General features: G+C 40.6%; 15 protein-coding genes. All 15 read left to right on the forward strand.

Annotation, left to right across the window (positions count from 1 at the left end; translation table 11 throughout):
- Nucleotides 1–33 precede the first annotated feature (33 nt).
- The 15 genes from purL (at nt 34) to NLG42_RS21925 (ending at nt 15834) form a co-directional block, all read left to right on the forward strand.
- The gene (gene purL / locus NLG42_RS21855; protein WP_257684004.1) at nt 34–3726 is read left to right on the forward strand and encodes a phosphoribosylformylglycinamidine synthase; all 3693 of its coding nucleotides are present in this window, start codon (nt 34–36) and stop codon (nt 3724–3726) included.
- A 184-nt stretch (nt 3727–3910) separates the two neighbouring features.
- A complete protein-coding gene (locus tag NLG42_RS21860) occupies nt 3911–4810 on the forward strand; it encodes a magnesium transporter CorA family protein (RefSeq protein WP_257682369.1) in 900 nt (299 codons plus the stop codon).
- Between the two features lie 472 nt (nt 4811–5282).
- Nucleotides 5283–5729, forward strand: a complete 447-nt coding sequence (gene msrB / locus NLG42_RS21865; protein WP_257682370.1) for a peptide-methionine (R)-S-oxide reductase MsrB — start codon at nt 5283–5285, stop codon at nt 5727–5729.
- A gap of 58 nt (nt 5730–5787) precedes the next feature.
- Nucleotides 5788–6279: a peptide-methionine (S)-S-oxide reductase MsrA gene (gene msrA, locus NLG42_RS21870; RefSeq protein ID WP_257682371.1), complete on the forward strand. Its 492-nt coding sequence runs from the start codon at nt 5788–5790 to the stop codon at nt 6277–6279.
- Between the two features lie 264 nt (nt 6280–6543).
- Nucleotides 6544–7053 carry a peroxiredoxin family protein gene (locus NLG42_RS21875; RefSeq protein ID WP_257682372.1) on the forward strand — a complete coding sequence of 170 codons (510 nt, stop codon included), beginning with the start codon at nt 6544–6546 and terminating at the stop codon, nt 7051–7053.
- An 80-nt stretch (nt 7054–7133) separates the two neighbouring features.
- On the forward strand, nt 7134–8048 hold the full coding sequence (locus NLG42_RS21880; RefSeq protein WP_257682373.1) for a VPGUxxT family thioredoxin-like (seleno)protein, type 2: 915 nt from the start codon (nt 7134–7136) through the stop codon (nt 8046–8048).
- Between the two features lie 84 nt (nt 8049–8132).
- The gene (locus NLG42_RS21885) at nt 8133–9389 is read left to right on the forward strand and encodes a thiolase family protein (protein WP_257682374.1); all 1257 of its coding nucleotides are present in this window, start codon (nt 8133–8135) and stop codon (nt 9387–9389) included.
- A 42-nt stretch (nt 9390–9431) separates the two neighbouring features.
- Nucleotides 9432–9872: a restriction endonuclease gene (locus NLG42_RS21890; RefSeq protein WP_257682375.1), complete on the forward strand. Its 441-nt coding sequence runs from the start codon at nt 9432–9434 to the stop codon at nt 9870–9872.
- A gap of 6 nt (nt 9873–9878) precedes the next feature.
- Entirely contained in the window at nt 9879–11357 is a 1479-nt protein-coding gene (gene cysS / locus NLG42_RS21895; protein ID WP_257682376.1) for a cysteine--tRNA ligase, read from the forward strand.
- Between the two features lie 306 nt (nt 11358–11663).
- Nucleotides 11664–12242 (forward strand): sigma-70 family RNA polymerase sigma factor, encoded by a 579-nt coding sequence (locus NLG42_RS21900; RefSeq protein WP_257682377.1) that lies wholly within the window; start codon nt 11664–11666, stop codon nt 12240–12242.
- A gap of 23 nt (nt 12243–12265) precedes the next feature.
- Nucleotides 12266–12565 carry a hypothetical protein gene (locus NLG42_RS21905; protein ID WP_257682378.1) on the forward strand — a complete coding sequence of 100 codons (300 nt, stop codon included), beginning with the start codon at nt 12266–12268 and terminating at the stop codon, nt 12563–12565.
- 364 nt (nt 12566–12929) lie between these two features.
- Entirely contained in the window at nt 12930–13628 is a 699-nt protein-coding gene (gene rpiA, locus NLG42_RS21910; protein ID WP_257682379.1) for a ribose 5-phosphate isomerase A, read from the forward strand.
- A gap of 287 nt (nt 13629–13915) precedes the next feature.
- On the forward strand, nt 13916–14452 hold the full coding sequence (locus NLG42_RS21915) for a ferritin (RefSeq protein WP_257682380.1): 537 nt from the start codon (nt 13916–13918) through the stop codon (nt 14450–14452).
- Between the two features lie 17 nt (nt 14453–14469).
- Complete coding sequence (locus NLG42_RS21920) at nt 14470–14937, forward strand: DUF417 family protein (RefSeq protein WP_257682381.1); 468 nt, start codon at nt 14470–14472, stop codon at nt 14935–14937.
- A 72-nt stretch (nt 14938–15009) separates the two neighbouring features.
- Entirely contained in the window at nt 15010–15834 is an 825-nt protein-coding gene (locus NLG42_RS21925) for a hypothetical protein (protein WP_257682382.1), read from the forward strand.
- The last annotated feature ends 20 nt before the right edge of the window (nt 15835–15854 follow it).

The following is a 15854-nucleotide window of genomic DNA, read 5'->3' on the forward strand; positions in this document are numbered from 1 at the left end:
TTTGATACTTAAACAACAGCAATGAGCAAAGATATAATTCATTTTTTTGGTAACCAGACACAAAAGATTTTCGCAGTTCAATCCCAAAACGAACTGTCACCAGAAATTATTTCAAAACTTAGCTGGCTTTTCGGCGGCGCAGCTAAATTGGAAAATCACACTCTCAAGGATAATTTTGTCGGACCACACGCCAGCATGATTTCCCCTTGGAGCACTAATGCCGTTGAGATAACTCAGAATATGGGAATCAACGGCATCATCCGAATTGAGGAATTTATCAAATCTAATAAAAGTTTTACTGAGTTTGACATTATGCTTTATCAGCAGTACAATGGCCTTGACCAGGAAATCTTCACTGTAAACAGACTGCCGCAACCCGTACTTGAAATTAGTGATATTGCTGCCTATAACCTGCAGCAGGGCCTGGCACTTACCGTTGAGGAGATAGACTACCTGAACAAACTTTCTTTGAAACTGAACAGAAAGCTTACAGACTCCGAAGTATTTGGTTTCTCTCAGGTAAACTCTGAGCATTGCCGCCATAAAATATTTAACGGCACCTTTGAAATAGACGGCGAAAAGAAACCCGTTTCCCTGTTTGAAATGATAAGAAGGACATCAAGGGAAAATCCCAACGATATAGTTTCTGCCTATAAAGACAACGTAGCTTTTGTAAAAGGCCCCAGCATTGAGCAATTTGCTCCCAAGACCGCCGATAAGCCTGATTTTTTTCAGATTACAAAATTTGATTCGGTTATCTCCCTCAAAGCAGAAACACACAACTTCCCTACTACTGTAGAGCCTTTCAACGGCGCCGCTACAGGAGCCGGCGGTGAGATTCGTGACAGGCTTGCCGGCGGACAAGGCTCGCTGCCCTTAGCGGGCACGGCGGTATATATGACCCCGTATTCAAGGCTTGAAGAAAACAGAGTATGGGAAAACCATATGGAGGAAAGAAAATGGCTGTACCAGACCCCAATGGATATTTTAATAAAAGCCTCTAACGGTGCAGCCGACTTTAATAACAAATTTGGGCAACCGCTGATTGCCGGGTCTGTACTTACTTTTGAACACGAAGAAAATGGGCGCAGACTTGGTTTTGACAAAGTGATTATGCTTGCCGGCGGTGTCGGTTATGGTAAAAAAAGTCAGGCAGAAAAACTAAAACCTCAGCCCGGCGATAAAGTTGTGGTTCTTGGCGGCGAAAATTACCGTATCGGTATGGGCGGTGCTGCAGTATCATCCTCTGATACAGGATCTCTGAGTTCGGGGATTGAGCTCAACGCTATCCAGCGTTCAAATCCTGAGATGCAGAAACGTGCTGCCAATGCCATTCGGGGACTGATCGAAAGCGATATCAATCCTATTGTGTCCATTCACGATCACGGTGCAGGAGGACATCTGAACTGTCTTTCAGAACTTATGGAAGAATCTGGCGGCAGGATAGATCTCGATAAACTGCCGGTGGGTGACCCCACTCTTTCCGCCAAAGAACTAATGAGTAATGAGTCACAGGAGCGCATGGGTCTTGTGATCAGTGAAAACGACATTGGGGCACTGCAGCGAATTGCAGACCGGGAGCGCGCACCAATGTATGAGGTCGGGGCGGTTACGGGCGATCACAGGTTTATATTTGAATCGGGTACTTCGGGTTTAAAACCATTTGATTTTGCCCTTGAAGATTTGTTTTGCGCTTCGCCGGGAACTGTCCTTGCAGACAAATCCATTGAAGCAGCCTACTCAAATCCGCTTTACAGCCAGGATAAGGTGTACGAATATCTTAATCAGGTTCTTCAGTTAGAAGCAGTAGCCTGCAAAGACTGGCTGACCAATAAAGTGGACCGCTGTGTAGGCGGCAAGGTCGCCAAGCAGCAGACTGCAGGGGAAATCCAGCTTCCGCTAAACAATGTTGGCGTCGTTTCACTGGACTACACTGGTAAAGAGGGTGTCGCCACGACCATAGGCCACTCGCCTATTGCTGCCCTTATAGATCCTGCATCAGGAAGCCGTACAGCTATTGCCGAGGCATTAAGTAACATTATATGGGCACCCCTTAAAGATGGGCTAAAGAGTGTATCACTCTCAGCAAATTGGATGTGGGCCTGCAAAAACGAAGGTGAAGACGCAAGGCTGTACCAGGCTGTTGAGGCTTGTTCTGATTTTGCTGTTGCATTAGGAATCAACATTCCCACGGGTAAGGATTCGCTTTCAATGAAACAAAAATATCCGGATGGCGATGTAATTGCCCCCGGTACGGTTATTATATCTGCAGCAGGACAGTGCTCTGATGTTACTAAAGTTATTGAGCCGGTACTTAAAAAGAACGGCGGTAACATTTACCATATTAACCTTTCGGGCGATACTTTCAAATTGGGAGGATCTTCTTTCTTACAGGTATTGAATGCCGTGGGCAGCGAAGTTCCCACTATTGCAGATGCCGCTTCTTTCAAAAATGCATTTAACGTTATACAGGAACTTATAAAAGCCGGGAAAATTGCTTCAGGCCACGATATAGGAAGCGGAGGTTTAATTACTACACTGCTGGAAATGAGTTTCCCTAATGTCAGTCTTGGCGCCGAGTATGATCTTACAGAACTGCAGGAAACAGATATAATTAAGGTTTTATTTGCCGAGAATGTCGCTGTTGTTATCCAGGCCGATGCTTCGGTAGAGACTGATCTTATGAAAAACAATGTCCCTTTTACCAAAATTGGCACCCCGAAAGAAGGCAGGATAATCACCATTAAAAATGGCACTGCCAGCCTTAATTTTGGTATCCCTCAGGCTCGGGATATATGGTTCAGGACCTCATATCTTCTTGATCAGAAACAATCAGGCAGACACAAAGCAAAAGAGCGTTTTGACAATTATAAGAAACAGCCTCTTAGGTTCACCTTTCCATCTCATTTTGATGGTAAAAAAATTATAGTTGATGGCTTAAAGCCAAGGCCCAAAGCCGCTGTCATTCGGGAGAAAGGATCTAACTCGGAACGTGAGATGGCAAACGCCATGTATCTTGCAGGATTTGATGTAAAGGATGTTCACATGACCGATCTGATTTCAGGCCGCGAAACACTCCAAGACATACAATTTATAGGTGCAGTAGGCGGTTTCTCCAACTCGGACGTCCTTGGTTCAGCCAAAGGATGGGCAGGTGCTTTTCTTTACAACGAAAAGGCTAAGCTGGCGCTCGATAACTTCTTTAAACGGGAGGACACCTTATCAGTAGGAATCTGTAACGGATGCCAGCTCTTTGTTGAGCTCGGGCTCATAAACCCCGATCACGAAAAAAAACCCGCTATGCTCCACAACGAAAGTAAAAAACACGAATGTGGATTTACATCGGTAAATGTGCAGGATAATAATTCAGTAATGCTGTCTACATTAGCGGGCAGCACACTTGGCGTCTGGATTTCTCATGGGGAAGGCAGGTTCAGTCTTCCGTATAGTGAAGACCATTACAATATCGTTGCTAAATATAGTTACAAGGACTATCCTGCAAATCCTAACGGTTCGCATTTTGATACCGCTATGATGGCAAGCGATAATGGCCGGCACCTTATTGTAATGCCTCATATTGAGCGTTCAATTTTCCAATGGAACTGGCCTTATTATCCGGAAGGACGCGCTGACGATGTTTCTCCCTGGCATGAAGCATTTGTAAATGCATGCAGGTGGATTGAAAAGCACAATGCAGGTCTTGATAGTAAAGACTCACTTATCTAACAGCCGGGTTGGAAAATGAACAGATTGTTACACAGGAGATCCTTTTGGCGGCCTTGGATAAATATCAAGGTCATGCATGCTAAATCTGAATAACATTTCTTTACATCATAAGCTCAGCTAAAGACTTACAAAAATTGGTGCCTATAACAGGAATTCATACCTTAACCGATTATATATTCTAATTATGATCAACAAAATTGCAGACATTGAACAGAATGGGTTTGAATGGTATGATATCATCGAGCCTTCAAAAGAGGAATTTGCAGAAATGGCCGGAAGGTATAATCTTCATCCGGCATTGATAAATGATAGTTTAGAGCCAGACCATCTGCCCAAATTTGAAAGGATGCAGAATTATTCTTTTATACTATTCAGAATATGCAGCACAGATGATACGCCTAAAGTAGAAAATGTCCAGGATCTTACCAGTACAATTGCTATATTTTTTTGTGAAAAATTTATATTAACTATTCATCAAAAAAAGCAGTCTCTTTTTGACCAGGTTATTGCGTCGATGGAAGAAAAAATGTCTTCCAGCAGCAGAGAACTGTTAAATATCTTAATTGCCTCATGCCTGAATACTTATGAAGATCCCTTAAAAAAATTGTCGCAGTCTGTAGATTATTATGAACGGATGGTTTTTCTTAAACCAAAAAATGAGCCTCTGCTGAAAGGCGTTTATTATTTGAAAAGGAAAATTGACCTGCTTAAACAAATGCTGATACTGTCTTACGACATTATTGACAAGCTGGATTCAAAAGAGGAAGGAAATGTAGAAACCAGAGACACCCGGGATTTATTTATCAAGCTTCAGAGTATGTTAATTGCCAGATCTGAAAATATTAAGCAGCTGCTTGAGATTTACTTTTCAGCTTCCTCGCAAAGGACAAACGAAACCATCCGGGTTTTGACTATTTTTTCTGTGTTTTTCATGCCGATGACTTTTATAACAGGTTTGTATGGAATGAATTTTAAAGTGATGCCGGAACTCGGATGGAAATTCGGCTATCCTGGCGTTTTACTTGTGATGGCTGTTATTAACGGCCTGATCTACTTTTGGTTCAAAAAGAAAAAGTGGCTGTAGTTTGATGGCATTTTTAGTTTTATATTTGAATGTATTTACAGCATAAGCATGGCAGCATGTATATTTTAATGAAATCTACATTTCATTAGCCTTGTTAAGGCATAAACTTAACTGGTAACAAATACATAGATCCAAACTATAGTTATTTACCAATCAAAAATTCCGGTCCGATTCAGAAAATTTTCAACAGGGAAGAATTGCCACCACATCGGGTGAAAGCGGTAAGGGAATACATGTGCCGCATCGTAAATTTGTACCATAAAAACAGAGCAGCAGCAAACACTAAAAAAAGTTGCTGACTTATTAATATTCATCTTTATCAAATTGAAATTATTTGATTTTAAAGGGAATAATTGCCACCACATCGGGTGAAAGCGGTAAGAGAATACAAACACCTGTATTGTAAATTTGTACTATAAAAATATATCATATTTAACACTAAAACAATTACTAATTTCTAAAATATTCAGCTATGTTAAACTGGAATGATGTTATAAGGATTGTAAACCACGGCAACCATGAACCGCCTAAAAGAATGGAAAAAAATGACCGGGAATGGAAACTGCTTTTAAGTCCGGAATCTTATTTTGTTACAAGGGAGAAAGGTACTGAGCGGCCGCACAGATCCGAGATGTGCACCCTTTTTGAACCTGGAAAGTATCAATGTATCTGTTGTGAAACACCATTGTTCGATTCGGAAGAAAAATTTCACAGCAGCTCGGGGTGGCCATCATTTACTCAACCTATAGCCATTGAAAATGTTGGCCACATCAAGGACAGCAGCCATGGCAGGATCAGGGTTGAAGTAACATGCAATGTCTGTGATGCCCACCTTGGACATGTATTCCCAGATGGACCGGCGCCGAGCGGTCTGCGCTATTGTATTAATGCCGCCGCACTGAGAAAAACAGATGTGTGAGCAGTCAAAAGCCCTCTATTGGGCATTCAATAAACAGAGTATTAATCTAAAACCATTTATGGAAAATTTAAAAAAAGCATATGTAGCCGGAGGCTGTTTCTGGGGAATGGAAGATCTTTTCAGAGTACGTCCCGGAGTTAAAAATACTGAAGTTGGATACCTTGGAGGGTTAAATGAAGATCCTACTTACCGAAACCATCCAGGACATGCCGAAGGGCTGGAAATTACCTACGATACCAATGAGACATCTTACAAAGATCTGTTAGATTATTTTTTCAGAATTCATGATCCAAGCACTGTAGACAGGCAGGGCAATGACAGGGGTTCCAGTTATCGTTCAGCATTGTTTCTCCAGAACGAAGAAGAAATAAACGATGCACTGGAAATTATCAGGATAGTTGATGATTCGGAGCGCTGGCCGGGAAAAGTGGTAACTACGCTGGAAACCTTCACTACATTCTGGCCTGCTGAAGATTACCATCAGGATTACCTGGTAAAAAAACCAAATGGGTATACCTGCCACTTTGAGAGGTTTGATACTTTCCTGTAAAAATCATTCAGCCTGTAATGCAATGGCATGTTAAGTTCTAAAGATACTTAGCATGCCATTTTTTTGCCAGCAGTAAAATTTATTGTAAGGAATCAGTTCATAATCATACTAAGTAGATAAAGAGGGGCTCGATAATGACATCAGAAGTAGTTCATCTGCTTTGTCTTACAGTTCTCGATTATATTTTTGATGACAGCCCCACACTATGGCAGATCCGGTTGTGTACAGGCATCACTTTAAACCGACAACAAAAAAAAGTATATTATGAAAAATCAGGAACAAGAAAATAAAACAGTTTATGCCCCGGAATTTAATGTAAAAAACTGGGTAGACGCAAATGGAAACAAAACGGAACAGGTGAAATTGTCAGATTTCAAAGGAAAGTTCAAAGTGGTGTTCTGTTTTCAAAGCTGGTGCCCTGGCTGCCACAGTTCGGGCCTGCCAAATTTACAAAAAATGGTGGAAGCATTAAAAGATAACGATAATGTAGCCTTTCTGGCTATCCAGACGGTTTTCGAGGGCTACCACGAAAACACCTATGAAAAAATGCTCGAAACCCAAAAGAAATATGAATTAAAAATTCCTTTTGGCCACGATGCCGGGGATGACGGCAAATCCTATTCCAACTTTATGAAAAATTACCAGACCGGAGGCACGCCATGGTTTGTTTTCATAGACCAGAATAACGAAGTAATATCTGCAGGTTTTCATATTAATGTTGACGCCGCCATAAAGACCTTAATAAATGTTGAAGAAATCAGCCCGAATAAATAAAAAAATAAAATGACGATTGCGGCCTGTATGTTTTCAGACAGTATAATAAAAAACAAACAATTTTAAAAAAAGGTATACAGATGGAGACAAGAACAAACTCCCGAAATCAAAATATAGAACTGGGAAGAGTATCATGGCTGAGAGATTACGACGAAGCCTTAAGGCAAAGTGAGCTTACGGGCAAACCGGTAATACTGTTTTTTCAGGAAATTCCCGGATGTTCTACATGCGTTAATTTTGGAAGGGACGTTCTAAGCCATCCCCTGATGGTTGAATTTATTGAAAATGAATTCATTCCCCTGGCAATTTTTAATAATATACCAGGAAAAGACAGCGACATACTAGATTTATACAATGAGCCCTCCTGGAACAATCCTGTTGCGCATTTTGTAGACGGGCTGGGAAGCGGTATCATTCCCAAACTGGCAAATAACTATCACCCGCTGGGAATGTACAATAAGCTGATTGAGGCGCTTGAAGTATCAGGAAAGCCTGTCCCAAAATATGCAGCGCTTTTGGGAGAAGACTTAAAAATGAAATATGGAAAATTAAACAACACCATTTACGAAACACCCTGTTTCTGGTCTGGCGAAACCTCCCTGGCCCTTCATCCAGCGGTAAAATATACCGAAGCGGGCAAGGTTGGCATTGCTGAAGCAGTGACCGTTTATTTCGATAATTCGCAGGTCACCTTAGAGCAGTTAAACAGCTATGCTGCAGAAGAGGGCTTTTTTCAGATAGACAGCCATGAGAACTACAGAATAGACAAAAGTCCGCAATATTATTTAGCGAAATCATATTTTAAATATCTGCCTCTAAGTAAGGCTCAGCGTGCACAAATTAATGTTGCTATACCATATAAAAAAGAACCAATGGAATATTTAAGTCCAAAACAGGTTGTGATGTATCACAATATTTTAAAAGGAACTGATTCCCGTAATAATGAAAGAAACTACATAGAAGATATAGAGAATTCCTGGGACTGGACCCTGTAGATGAAAATAGAACAGGTAACTGCAGCACAGGCTGCTGTTGGTCAGATACATTATAAGAAACATTAATATTCAATTATAAAAAAAATGAACAACATTAATAAAGAAATCTGGCTGGTCTCAGGCTTAAGGGCTCCATTTGTGAAGGAAAACAAAGAACTGAAAGACGTTTCAGCAATAGAGTTGTCAGTAGCCGTTGTAAACAGTATGAAAAAAAAGGAACAGGTAAGACCAGCTTATCTGGCATGGGGAACCGTTGTGCCTAATCTGACATACGGCAATATTGCCAGGGATATTGTATTGGAATCCGAACTCGCGGACCAGACAGTAGCTTTTTCCACAACGATGGCATGCGCCAGCAGTATATTGTCAACTATTCAGCTTGCACTGATGGTAACCGATGACCAGGCTGCTATTTCTGGCGGAGTGGAGAGTTTTTCCAACCTGCAGCTTGGACTTTCAAATGAAACCTCAAAATGGCTTAAGCGCTACGGTAAACTGCAGGGGATAATCGATAAATTTAATTGGTTCAGGGATATTATCAAATTCAGGTTATACATACCGCCTGGTGTTAACAGAGTAACAGGAAAAAGCATGGGACAGCACGCCGAGATTACCGCACTTCGTCTGGGAATTTCCCGTAAGGCACAGGATGAAATGGCCTTAATGAGCCATAAAAATTATTTTAAAGCAAAAAACGAAGGGTTTTACGACGATCTTATTTTTCCAGCATTTAACGTAGCTGAAGATTTGATTCCAAGGAAAGACACAACGCTGGAGAAGCTTTCCAGACTTGCACCGGTATTTGACCGGGAATCTGGAAAAGGCTCTATAACCGCAGGTAATTCAAGTTTGTTTACCGATGGTGCTGCAGGAGTCTGGGTAGTCGGGAAAAATAGAATAGGAGAATTTAGTACGCCCTATAAAGCAAAATTTACCGATTGGGAACTCGCAGCAGTCGATATTGAAGAAGAAGGTATTTTAATGTCGCCGACTTTCGCCATTACAAGATTATTGGAAAGGAATAACCTTACCTATGACGATATAAATGTTTGGGAAATTCATGAAGCTTTTGCAGCCCAGGTGCTTTCAACTATAAGTAACCTTGAAAACCCTGCATTCCTAAAAAGGATTGGAATAAATGCGAAGCTGGGAAAATTCCCGATGGAGAAACTTAATTTAAAGGGAAGCAGTATATCAATAGGCCATCCATTTGGTGCCACCGGTGCGAGAATAATCAGCCAGACATTAAAACAATTACATTTGGCAGGAGAAAATAAAAAAGCACTGATCAGTGTCTGCGCAGATGGCGGCTTGGGAGCTGTTATTTTACTCGAAACATAATTATGGCTATTTCTTATTCTTAAACATGCTAAAACTATAAAGATGAAGGATTCCGAAATAGAAATCATAAACAGAATGCCTCCAGCGCAGTTTAAAAACTTCTGTTTTACGTTTTTTGAATCATTGGGCCTTACTAATGTAGAATCTGCTGCTGCCCCGGAATGCGGGTATGTAACAGGCAGGGGAACGATAGAATTAGGAATTTTAATGACTTACCATTTTGTTTTTTTAGGCACACAGAATGTTGGGATAGTCTCTGAGAAAGCAATTCAGGATCTGAGGAATCTTATGGAAAACAAAACCAATAAAGGCCTGATATTGACCACTGGAAGTTTTTCCCGTCAGGCAAAAAGACAGGCGAAAAGTAAAGGAAAAATCCCAATTGATTTATTTGACAGAAATGCTTTAATTTATAGATTAGAAAATATGAAACTAAGAATTTCGCCTGAAACCGGGAAAGTTTTTAGAGATAAACAGGAATAATAAAATATGACCTATAAAGACCACACGCTGAAAATTTACAATTCGCTTTCCAGTGAAAAGGAAACCTTCACCTCTATTAAGGAGGGTTATGTGGGGATGTATGTCTGCGGCCCGACAGTGTACAGCAGCATACACCTGGGAAACGTCAGAACTTTTATGTCCTTTGATATGATCTACCGTTACCTGCTTCATTTGGGGTATAAAATACGTTATGTCAGAAACATCACTGATGTAGGGCATTTAGTTGGCGATTTGGATGAGGGCGAAGATAAGATAGGTAAAAAAGCGCGTCTTGAGAAGTTGGAGCCGATGGAAGTCGTCCAGCGTTATACAGTGGATTTCCATGATATTCTCAATAAGTTTAATCTGCTGCCTCCAAGTATCGAACCAACAGCGACCGGGCATATCATTGAACAGATAAGTATCATCCAGAAGATTATCGACAAGGGCTATGCTTATGTATCGAACGGCTCGGTGTATTTTGACTTAGCAAAGTATAATGACAACTATGAATACGGCGAGCTGAGCCACCGCAAACTTGAGGATATGGCCGGCAGTTCGCGCCAGCTCGATGGAGGATCTGATAAACGCAGCGAGCAGGATTTCGCGATGTGGAAGCGCGCCGATCCTGAGCATTTAATGCGCTGGCCCTCCCCATGGAGTGATGGCTTTCCTGGATGGCACACTGAGTGCACGACGATGAGCACTAAATATCTTGGGGGAAAATTCGACATACACGGCGGAGGGATGGACCTGAAGTTTCCGCATCATGAATGTGAAATCGCTCAGGGCAAAGCCAGCACAGGCCATGCACCGGTCAACTACTGGATACATGCCAACCTGCTGACGCTGAACGGAAAAAAAATGGCGAAATCCAGCGGCAATAACATTCTGCCCGGTGAAATACTAAGCGGAGAAAGTCCAATGCTCAGCAAAGCATTTACTGCTTCCGTTACACGGTTCTTAATGATGCAGACGCATTACCGAAGCATTATGGATTTTTCAGAAGAAGCGATCCTTGCAGCAGAAAAAGGCTGTAACCGGCTTATGAATTCATTTCAGAGCCTTACAGAGTTAGAGACCGGCAAGGTGTCTACGCTTGATATAGCGGCGTGGAGAGATAATTGCTATGAGGCAATGAATGACGATTTTAACACGCCGATCCTGATCTCGCACCTTTTTGAGGGGGTCCGTTTCATTAACCTGCTAAAAGATAAATCGGCTTCTTTGACTGCAGCTGATTTGGATCTTTTTACCACACTGCTGTCAGTATTTGTATACGATGTGCTTGGGCTGGGCATAAAATCTGAAGCTTATGATGTACATACCGAAAAACTTAATGGGACGATTAACCTGCTGATCGAAATGCGTGATTCAGCGCGGGCGGACCATAACTACTTACTGTCGGATCAGATACGGGACCGATTGGCATTGCTGGACATCATGCTAAAGGATGCCAGGGACGGTACAACATTCCAATATTGATAGCGTTTGGTTATCGCTATTCAATGCAATCAGAAATATCTGATAGGAAAACACAGTAGAGTATTTTAATGCCCAGTGGCTCGATTGTTGATTCTTTTTTTGGATATCTTTGCGTAGATTGCCTGCCGTAAAAAAACATGACAAAATTGTAAGGTTCTGGATGGGAAACCGACTAAGCTTTAAAGAGGTATGGGGAAAAGAAAGTGAGCTGATGAATAAATCAGATGATTTATGCATGTACCATTGGAACAAACCCGCATATGGCAATCATATTTTTGACTTATAACCAATAAATATGAAATAGCTATGATAGAGGCCAAACCATCAGAATTATCACAGGCTGGACCGAACCTTTGGGTAAAAAATTATGCCGATTACCTGTACAGTTATGTCTCTGCACGCATAGATGATAATGAACTTGCAAAAGATTTAGTGCAGGAAACTTTTCTGGCGGCATTGGAAGGCTGGGAAAAGTTCGACAGGCGCAGCTCTGAAAAAACCTGGCTTACTGCCATTTTAAAAAATAAATTATATGATGTTTATCGCAAAAAGTCAAATAACGCAGAGAAACTGACCATAATAATTAATAATTCTGACACTGACGAGTTTTTTGAAGAAAGCGGGCATTGGAAAGAAGGACATTATCCAGAGCCATTTGGCATCGAAGATGCAGCATTGGAAAATAAGGAATTTCAAGGTATATTAAAATCCTGCCTGAAAAAACTTCCGCCCTTATGGAAATCAGTATTCACGATGAAACACGTGGATGAAGAAACAAGCGAAACAATCTGCGTCCGGCTGCAAATAACACCTTCCAATTTTTGGGTTATCAGCCACCGTACAAAAGTTAGCCTGAGAGACTGTCTTCAGAGGAATTGGATTTAAAAAAATAAAAAAATAAAAAAAAAATGAGTATAAAAAATTTAACTGATCAAGAAAAAGCCGATATGCTGGACAACTGCAAAAAGGCGACATTTCTGATTGAAAAACAACAAACAGGCAAAATTGCACTTAAGGAAAAATTAGAATTGGAATATCACCTTAATATATGTGATATGTGCAACACATTCAAGAAACAAAGTGCAGTAATCAACCAGTTTGTAAAGAAGATGTTCAATCCCGTAAAAACCGAGCAGAAATTAGACGATGCATTTAAGGAACAACTTCAAAAACAGATTGATGAAAAGCTGGATCAGTCTTCAAAATAAAATTAAATTCCGATGAGCCAGATATGCGGCATAAGTCGAAATCGCAGTTTTTTAATTAATCTATACTTTTTTATATCGGTTTATTATTGAAAACCGCACGTTTTTGCCGTCAGACTTAAGTAGAATACTTCTCTTGGCCGGCGTATTGAAAGATCAGCACTTTTTGAATTTCAATCATTTTTAAAGTAAAAACTGTTTTAAACCCTTCCCATAAAGGCGAAATACTGTTTTTACCAGTTAAAGTTTATAAAACCATTTGGACAGTATTCTTGAAATGCCGCAGACAGTTTATGATCAAAAGATTATCTTTATAAAATAGGTGCTTTGAGATTTTTTTTCATGTATAATGCCTTAAATCAAAAAAGTGGACTGGAATAGCGACATAATAAAAAACCTAACATGGTCAGGCGCAATAAGCAACCTTGAAAGTAAGCAGAAAGCAGCTGAAAAGATTGCTTCCAAGGTCAGCAATGGCGATATTATCGGTGTAGGATCCGGTTCAACATCTTACCTTGCTGTACTTGCTATTGCCCAGAGAATAAAAAACGAAAACCTGCACATCAAAGCAATACCGACTTCTATTGAAATTGCGCTGACATGCAGTAAAATGCACATACCTGTTACCTCCTTATACGAAAATAGTCCCGACTGGTATTTTGATGGTGCTGATGAGGTTGATCCTAATAATCATATGATAAAGGGGCGCGGCGGGGCAATGTTTAAAGAAAAACTGATAATGAGTGCAAGCGCGCACAATTATATTATTGTTGATGGCAGTAAACTTGTTGACAGACTGGGCTCGAAATTCGCAGTTCCCGTGGAAGTCTTTCCCAATTCACTGATGAATGTTGAAGCAAAACTAAAAATGCTAGGCGCTTATGAAATCCTGCTCAGACCTGCCCAGGGCAAAGACGGACCTGTAATATCAGAAAGCGGCAACCTCATACTTGATGTAAGGTTTGATACCATTGACAAGAAAATGGAATTAAAAATTAAATGCATAACAGGCGTTATTGAAAGCGGGCTTTTTCAGAATCAGCAGGCAGAAATAATAGTAGCCTGATAATAAACCGATAAAAGAACTCCACCCCTTACAGGCTTTATCCAGGATCCCATCGGTTCGATGGCAGTATCACTATAAAAAGAGCGCCATGTCCGTTTTTTTTTACTGTACCGGCTATCCCCCCTGCTCTTTAAGAAACAGTAATCTCCTTCGGATACATATATAGCGGTAAGCATTCTATCTGCTTACTTTGAGAAAGTCTTAAATGTAGTTACAATTATAAATAAAAAAATTGTAAGGATTTCGTTGCTCATCAGACTAAGCTGATATAACCTAAAAACTATATCATGAAAGAAGTACTGAATTTAAAAATGTCCATGAATGAGCAAGTCGAAAAAGCATTAAACAACCAAATCAGGACAGAAGCACACGCATCAGCCACTTATCTGGCCATGTCTGCATGGTGCGGCGAACAGGGATATGACTTAACTGCCGGCTTTTTCGCAAAACAGGCCGAAGAAGAGCGCTCCCACATGCTGAAGTTATTTAAATATGTAAATGACCGTGGAGGAAAGGCAATATCACCCGAAATCACCAACATTAAAACAGATTTTCACTCTTTTCGTGATTTATTTGAACGAACCCTTGCCATGGAAATGAATGTAACACAACTGTTTAATGATATGGCTGAAAAATGTATTACACAAAAAGACTTTGTTACATTTCAGTTCATACAATGGTTTTTGGAAGAGCAGATTCAGGAAGAATATGTTGCAAGGCGTATTCTTGAGTTATTTGATGTTATAGGCGAAGAAGGAACAAGCCGCTGGGAAATTGACAAGCAGGTGCAGAAGGTAAAATACGAAGCTTACTCTGTAATATAAAAAAAACAAATTCCGTGATGATGAAAACAGCAGCAGAAATACTTCCTTTTTATTCCTGGACTTTCGTGTTCAGATATGCATTAGTTGTGACTTTGATCTGCATAGGAATATTAAAATTTACTAAGCATGAAGCTGAGGCCATTCGTCCCCTGGCAGAGAACAGTCCTTTTTTTTCCTGGGCATTTACATGGCTAAGCACAAGAATGTTTTCGGGTATCACAGGTATAATTGAAATCACATTGGGTATTTTAATTGCGCTGCGTCCACTCTCTCCTGCCCTCTCTGCCTCGGGAAGCGTTGGTGCTGCTGCCACTTTTTTTATAATCCTGACATTTATGCTTTCAAGTCCGATGCACATTCAAAAAGGCCTTGCAATACCATTTATCGCTTTTTCCCCATGGCACTTTTTTATCATACACATGGTCATGTTGGGCGCTTCTGTATGGACAGCATATGAAGCCTTTGCTGCCAGGGAGTCCGGTTAGTTCAGATAGAAAAGATGATCCACAGAAAAGGCAAATAGTACAAATTTTACAGTCCAACAATATAGACAGCATATGAAAAGAATAAAAAAAAATAACAGTGAAAATCAAGTGGCAATAGCACTATTGATCGTCGGGACCATTTTAATGTTTGCAACACCGCTGCTTTTCCCTGTATTGAGCACTAAACATCTTAAAAATGTTGGGGAAATAGGTTCTGCCTTCTGGGGAATTGCAGCGCCTATAGCGCAGCTTGTGGGTATCATATTGCTTTTTCTTGCTTTGAGGGAGCGCAGAACAGCCAATAGCATAGTGCAGATGCAGGTGGATGCTGCCGAACGCAGAGAAATACAGGAACGCAGCGTAAGACACCTTCACGAACTGTACACGTTCCTGGAAAACAACATAAGCAACTTCAGCTATGAGAGCAAGTTTGATAACGAAGTCGAAGTAAAGTTTTTAATGGGCAAGAGAGCTATCAGATGTTTTATAGATGATATTGAGCAGATGAACATTGATCTGCATAACAATGAACTGCTGCTGCAAAAAGACGGAGTGCGTGAAATATTAAGTATCCTGAGAATAGCTGAAAATATTTTTGAAAAGATAAAAGAAGCCAATATTGAGGAAGCTGACAGGATTTTTTATCTCAACATTATGAAGCACGAACTTATCTTCAGCATATTTCCCTATACAGACCTTGATGAATCCGCAAATTTAAAACTGGCCACCTGCGAAGACTGCCACGAAGATCACGGCAACTATCCTCCTTTGATTTTTGATAAAATGCAGCAGCTGAAAAAACATTTTTTGAGAGAGGAACTGCTAACAAATAATCTAGAGTATGATCAGCCGCATACCCCTAATAAAAGAAGTTGTTTAGATTTATTTGATATTTAATAAAGAATGAAATTGGCTTA

The organism is Flavobacterium plurextorum, assembly GCF_024638035.1.
GTDB classification, from domain to species: domain Bacteria; phylum Bacteroidota; class Bacteroidia; order Flavobacteriales; family Flavobacteriaceae; genus Flavobacterium; species Flavobacterium plurextorum.

Coding starts and splice junctions, on each gene's coding strand:
- NLG42_RS21885 (WP_257682374.1), top strand. CDS start 8,133: ATGAACAACATTAATAAAGAAATCTGGCTGGTCTCAGGCTTAAGGGCT.
- NLG42_RS21875 (WP_257682372.1), top strand. CDS start 6,544: ATGAAAAATCAGGAACAAGAAAATAAAACAGTTTATGCCCCGGAATTT.
- NLG42_RS21880 (WP_257682373.1), top strand. CDS start 7,134: ATGGAGACAAGAACAAACTCCCGAAATCAAAATATAGAACTGGGAAGA.
- NLG42_RS21890 (WP_257682375.1), top strand. CDS start 9,432: ATGAAGGATTCCGAAATAGAAATCATAAACAGAATGCCTCCAGCGCAG.
- NLG42_RS21900 (WP_257682377.1), top strand. CDS start 11,664: ATGATAGAGGCCAAACCATCAGAATTATCACAGGCTGGACCGAACCTT.
- NLG42_RS21860 (WP_257682369.1), top strand. CDS start 3,911: ATGATCAACAAAATTGCAGACATTGAACAGAATGGGTTTGAATGGTAT.
- cysS (WP_257682376.1), top strand. CDS start 9,879: ATGACCTATAAAGACCACACGCTGAAAATTTACAATTCGCTTTCCAGT.
- NLG42_RS21925 (WP_257682382.1), top strand. CDS start 15,010: ATGAAAAGAATAAAAAAAAATAACAGTGAAAATCAAGTGGCAATAGCA.
- msrA (WP_257682371.1), top strand. CDS start 5,788: ATGGAAAATTTAAAAAAAGCATATGTAGCCGGAGGCTGTTTCTGGGGA.
- NLG42_RS21915 (WP_257682380.1), top strand. CDS start 13,916: ATGAAAGAAGTACTGAATTTAAAAATGTCCATGAATGAGCAAGTCGAA.
- NLG42_RS21905 (WP_257682378.1), top strand. CDS start 12,266: ATGAGTATAAAAAATTTAACTGATCAAGAAAAAGCCGATATGCTGGAC.
- NLG42_RS21920 (WP_257682381.1), top strand. CDS start 14,470: ATGATGAAAACAGCAGCAGAAATACTTCCTTTTTATTCCTGGACTTTC.
- msrB (WP_257682370.1), top strand. CDS start 5,283: ATGTTAAACTGGAATGATGTTATAAGGATTGTAAACCACGGCAACCAT.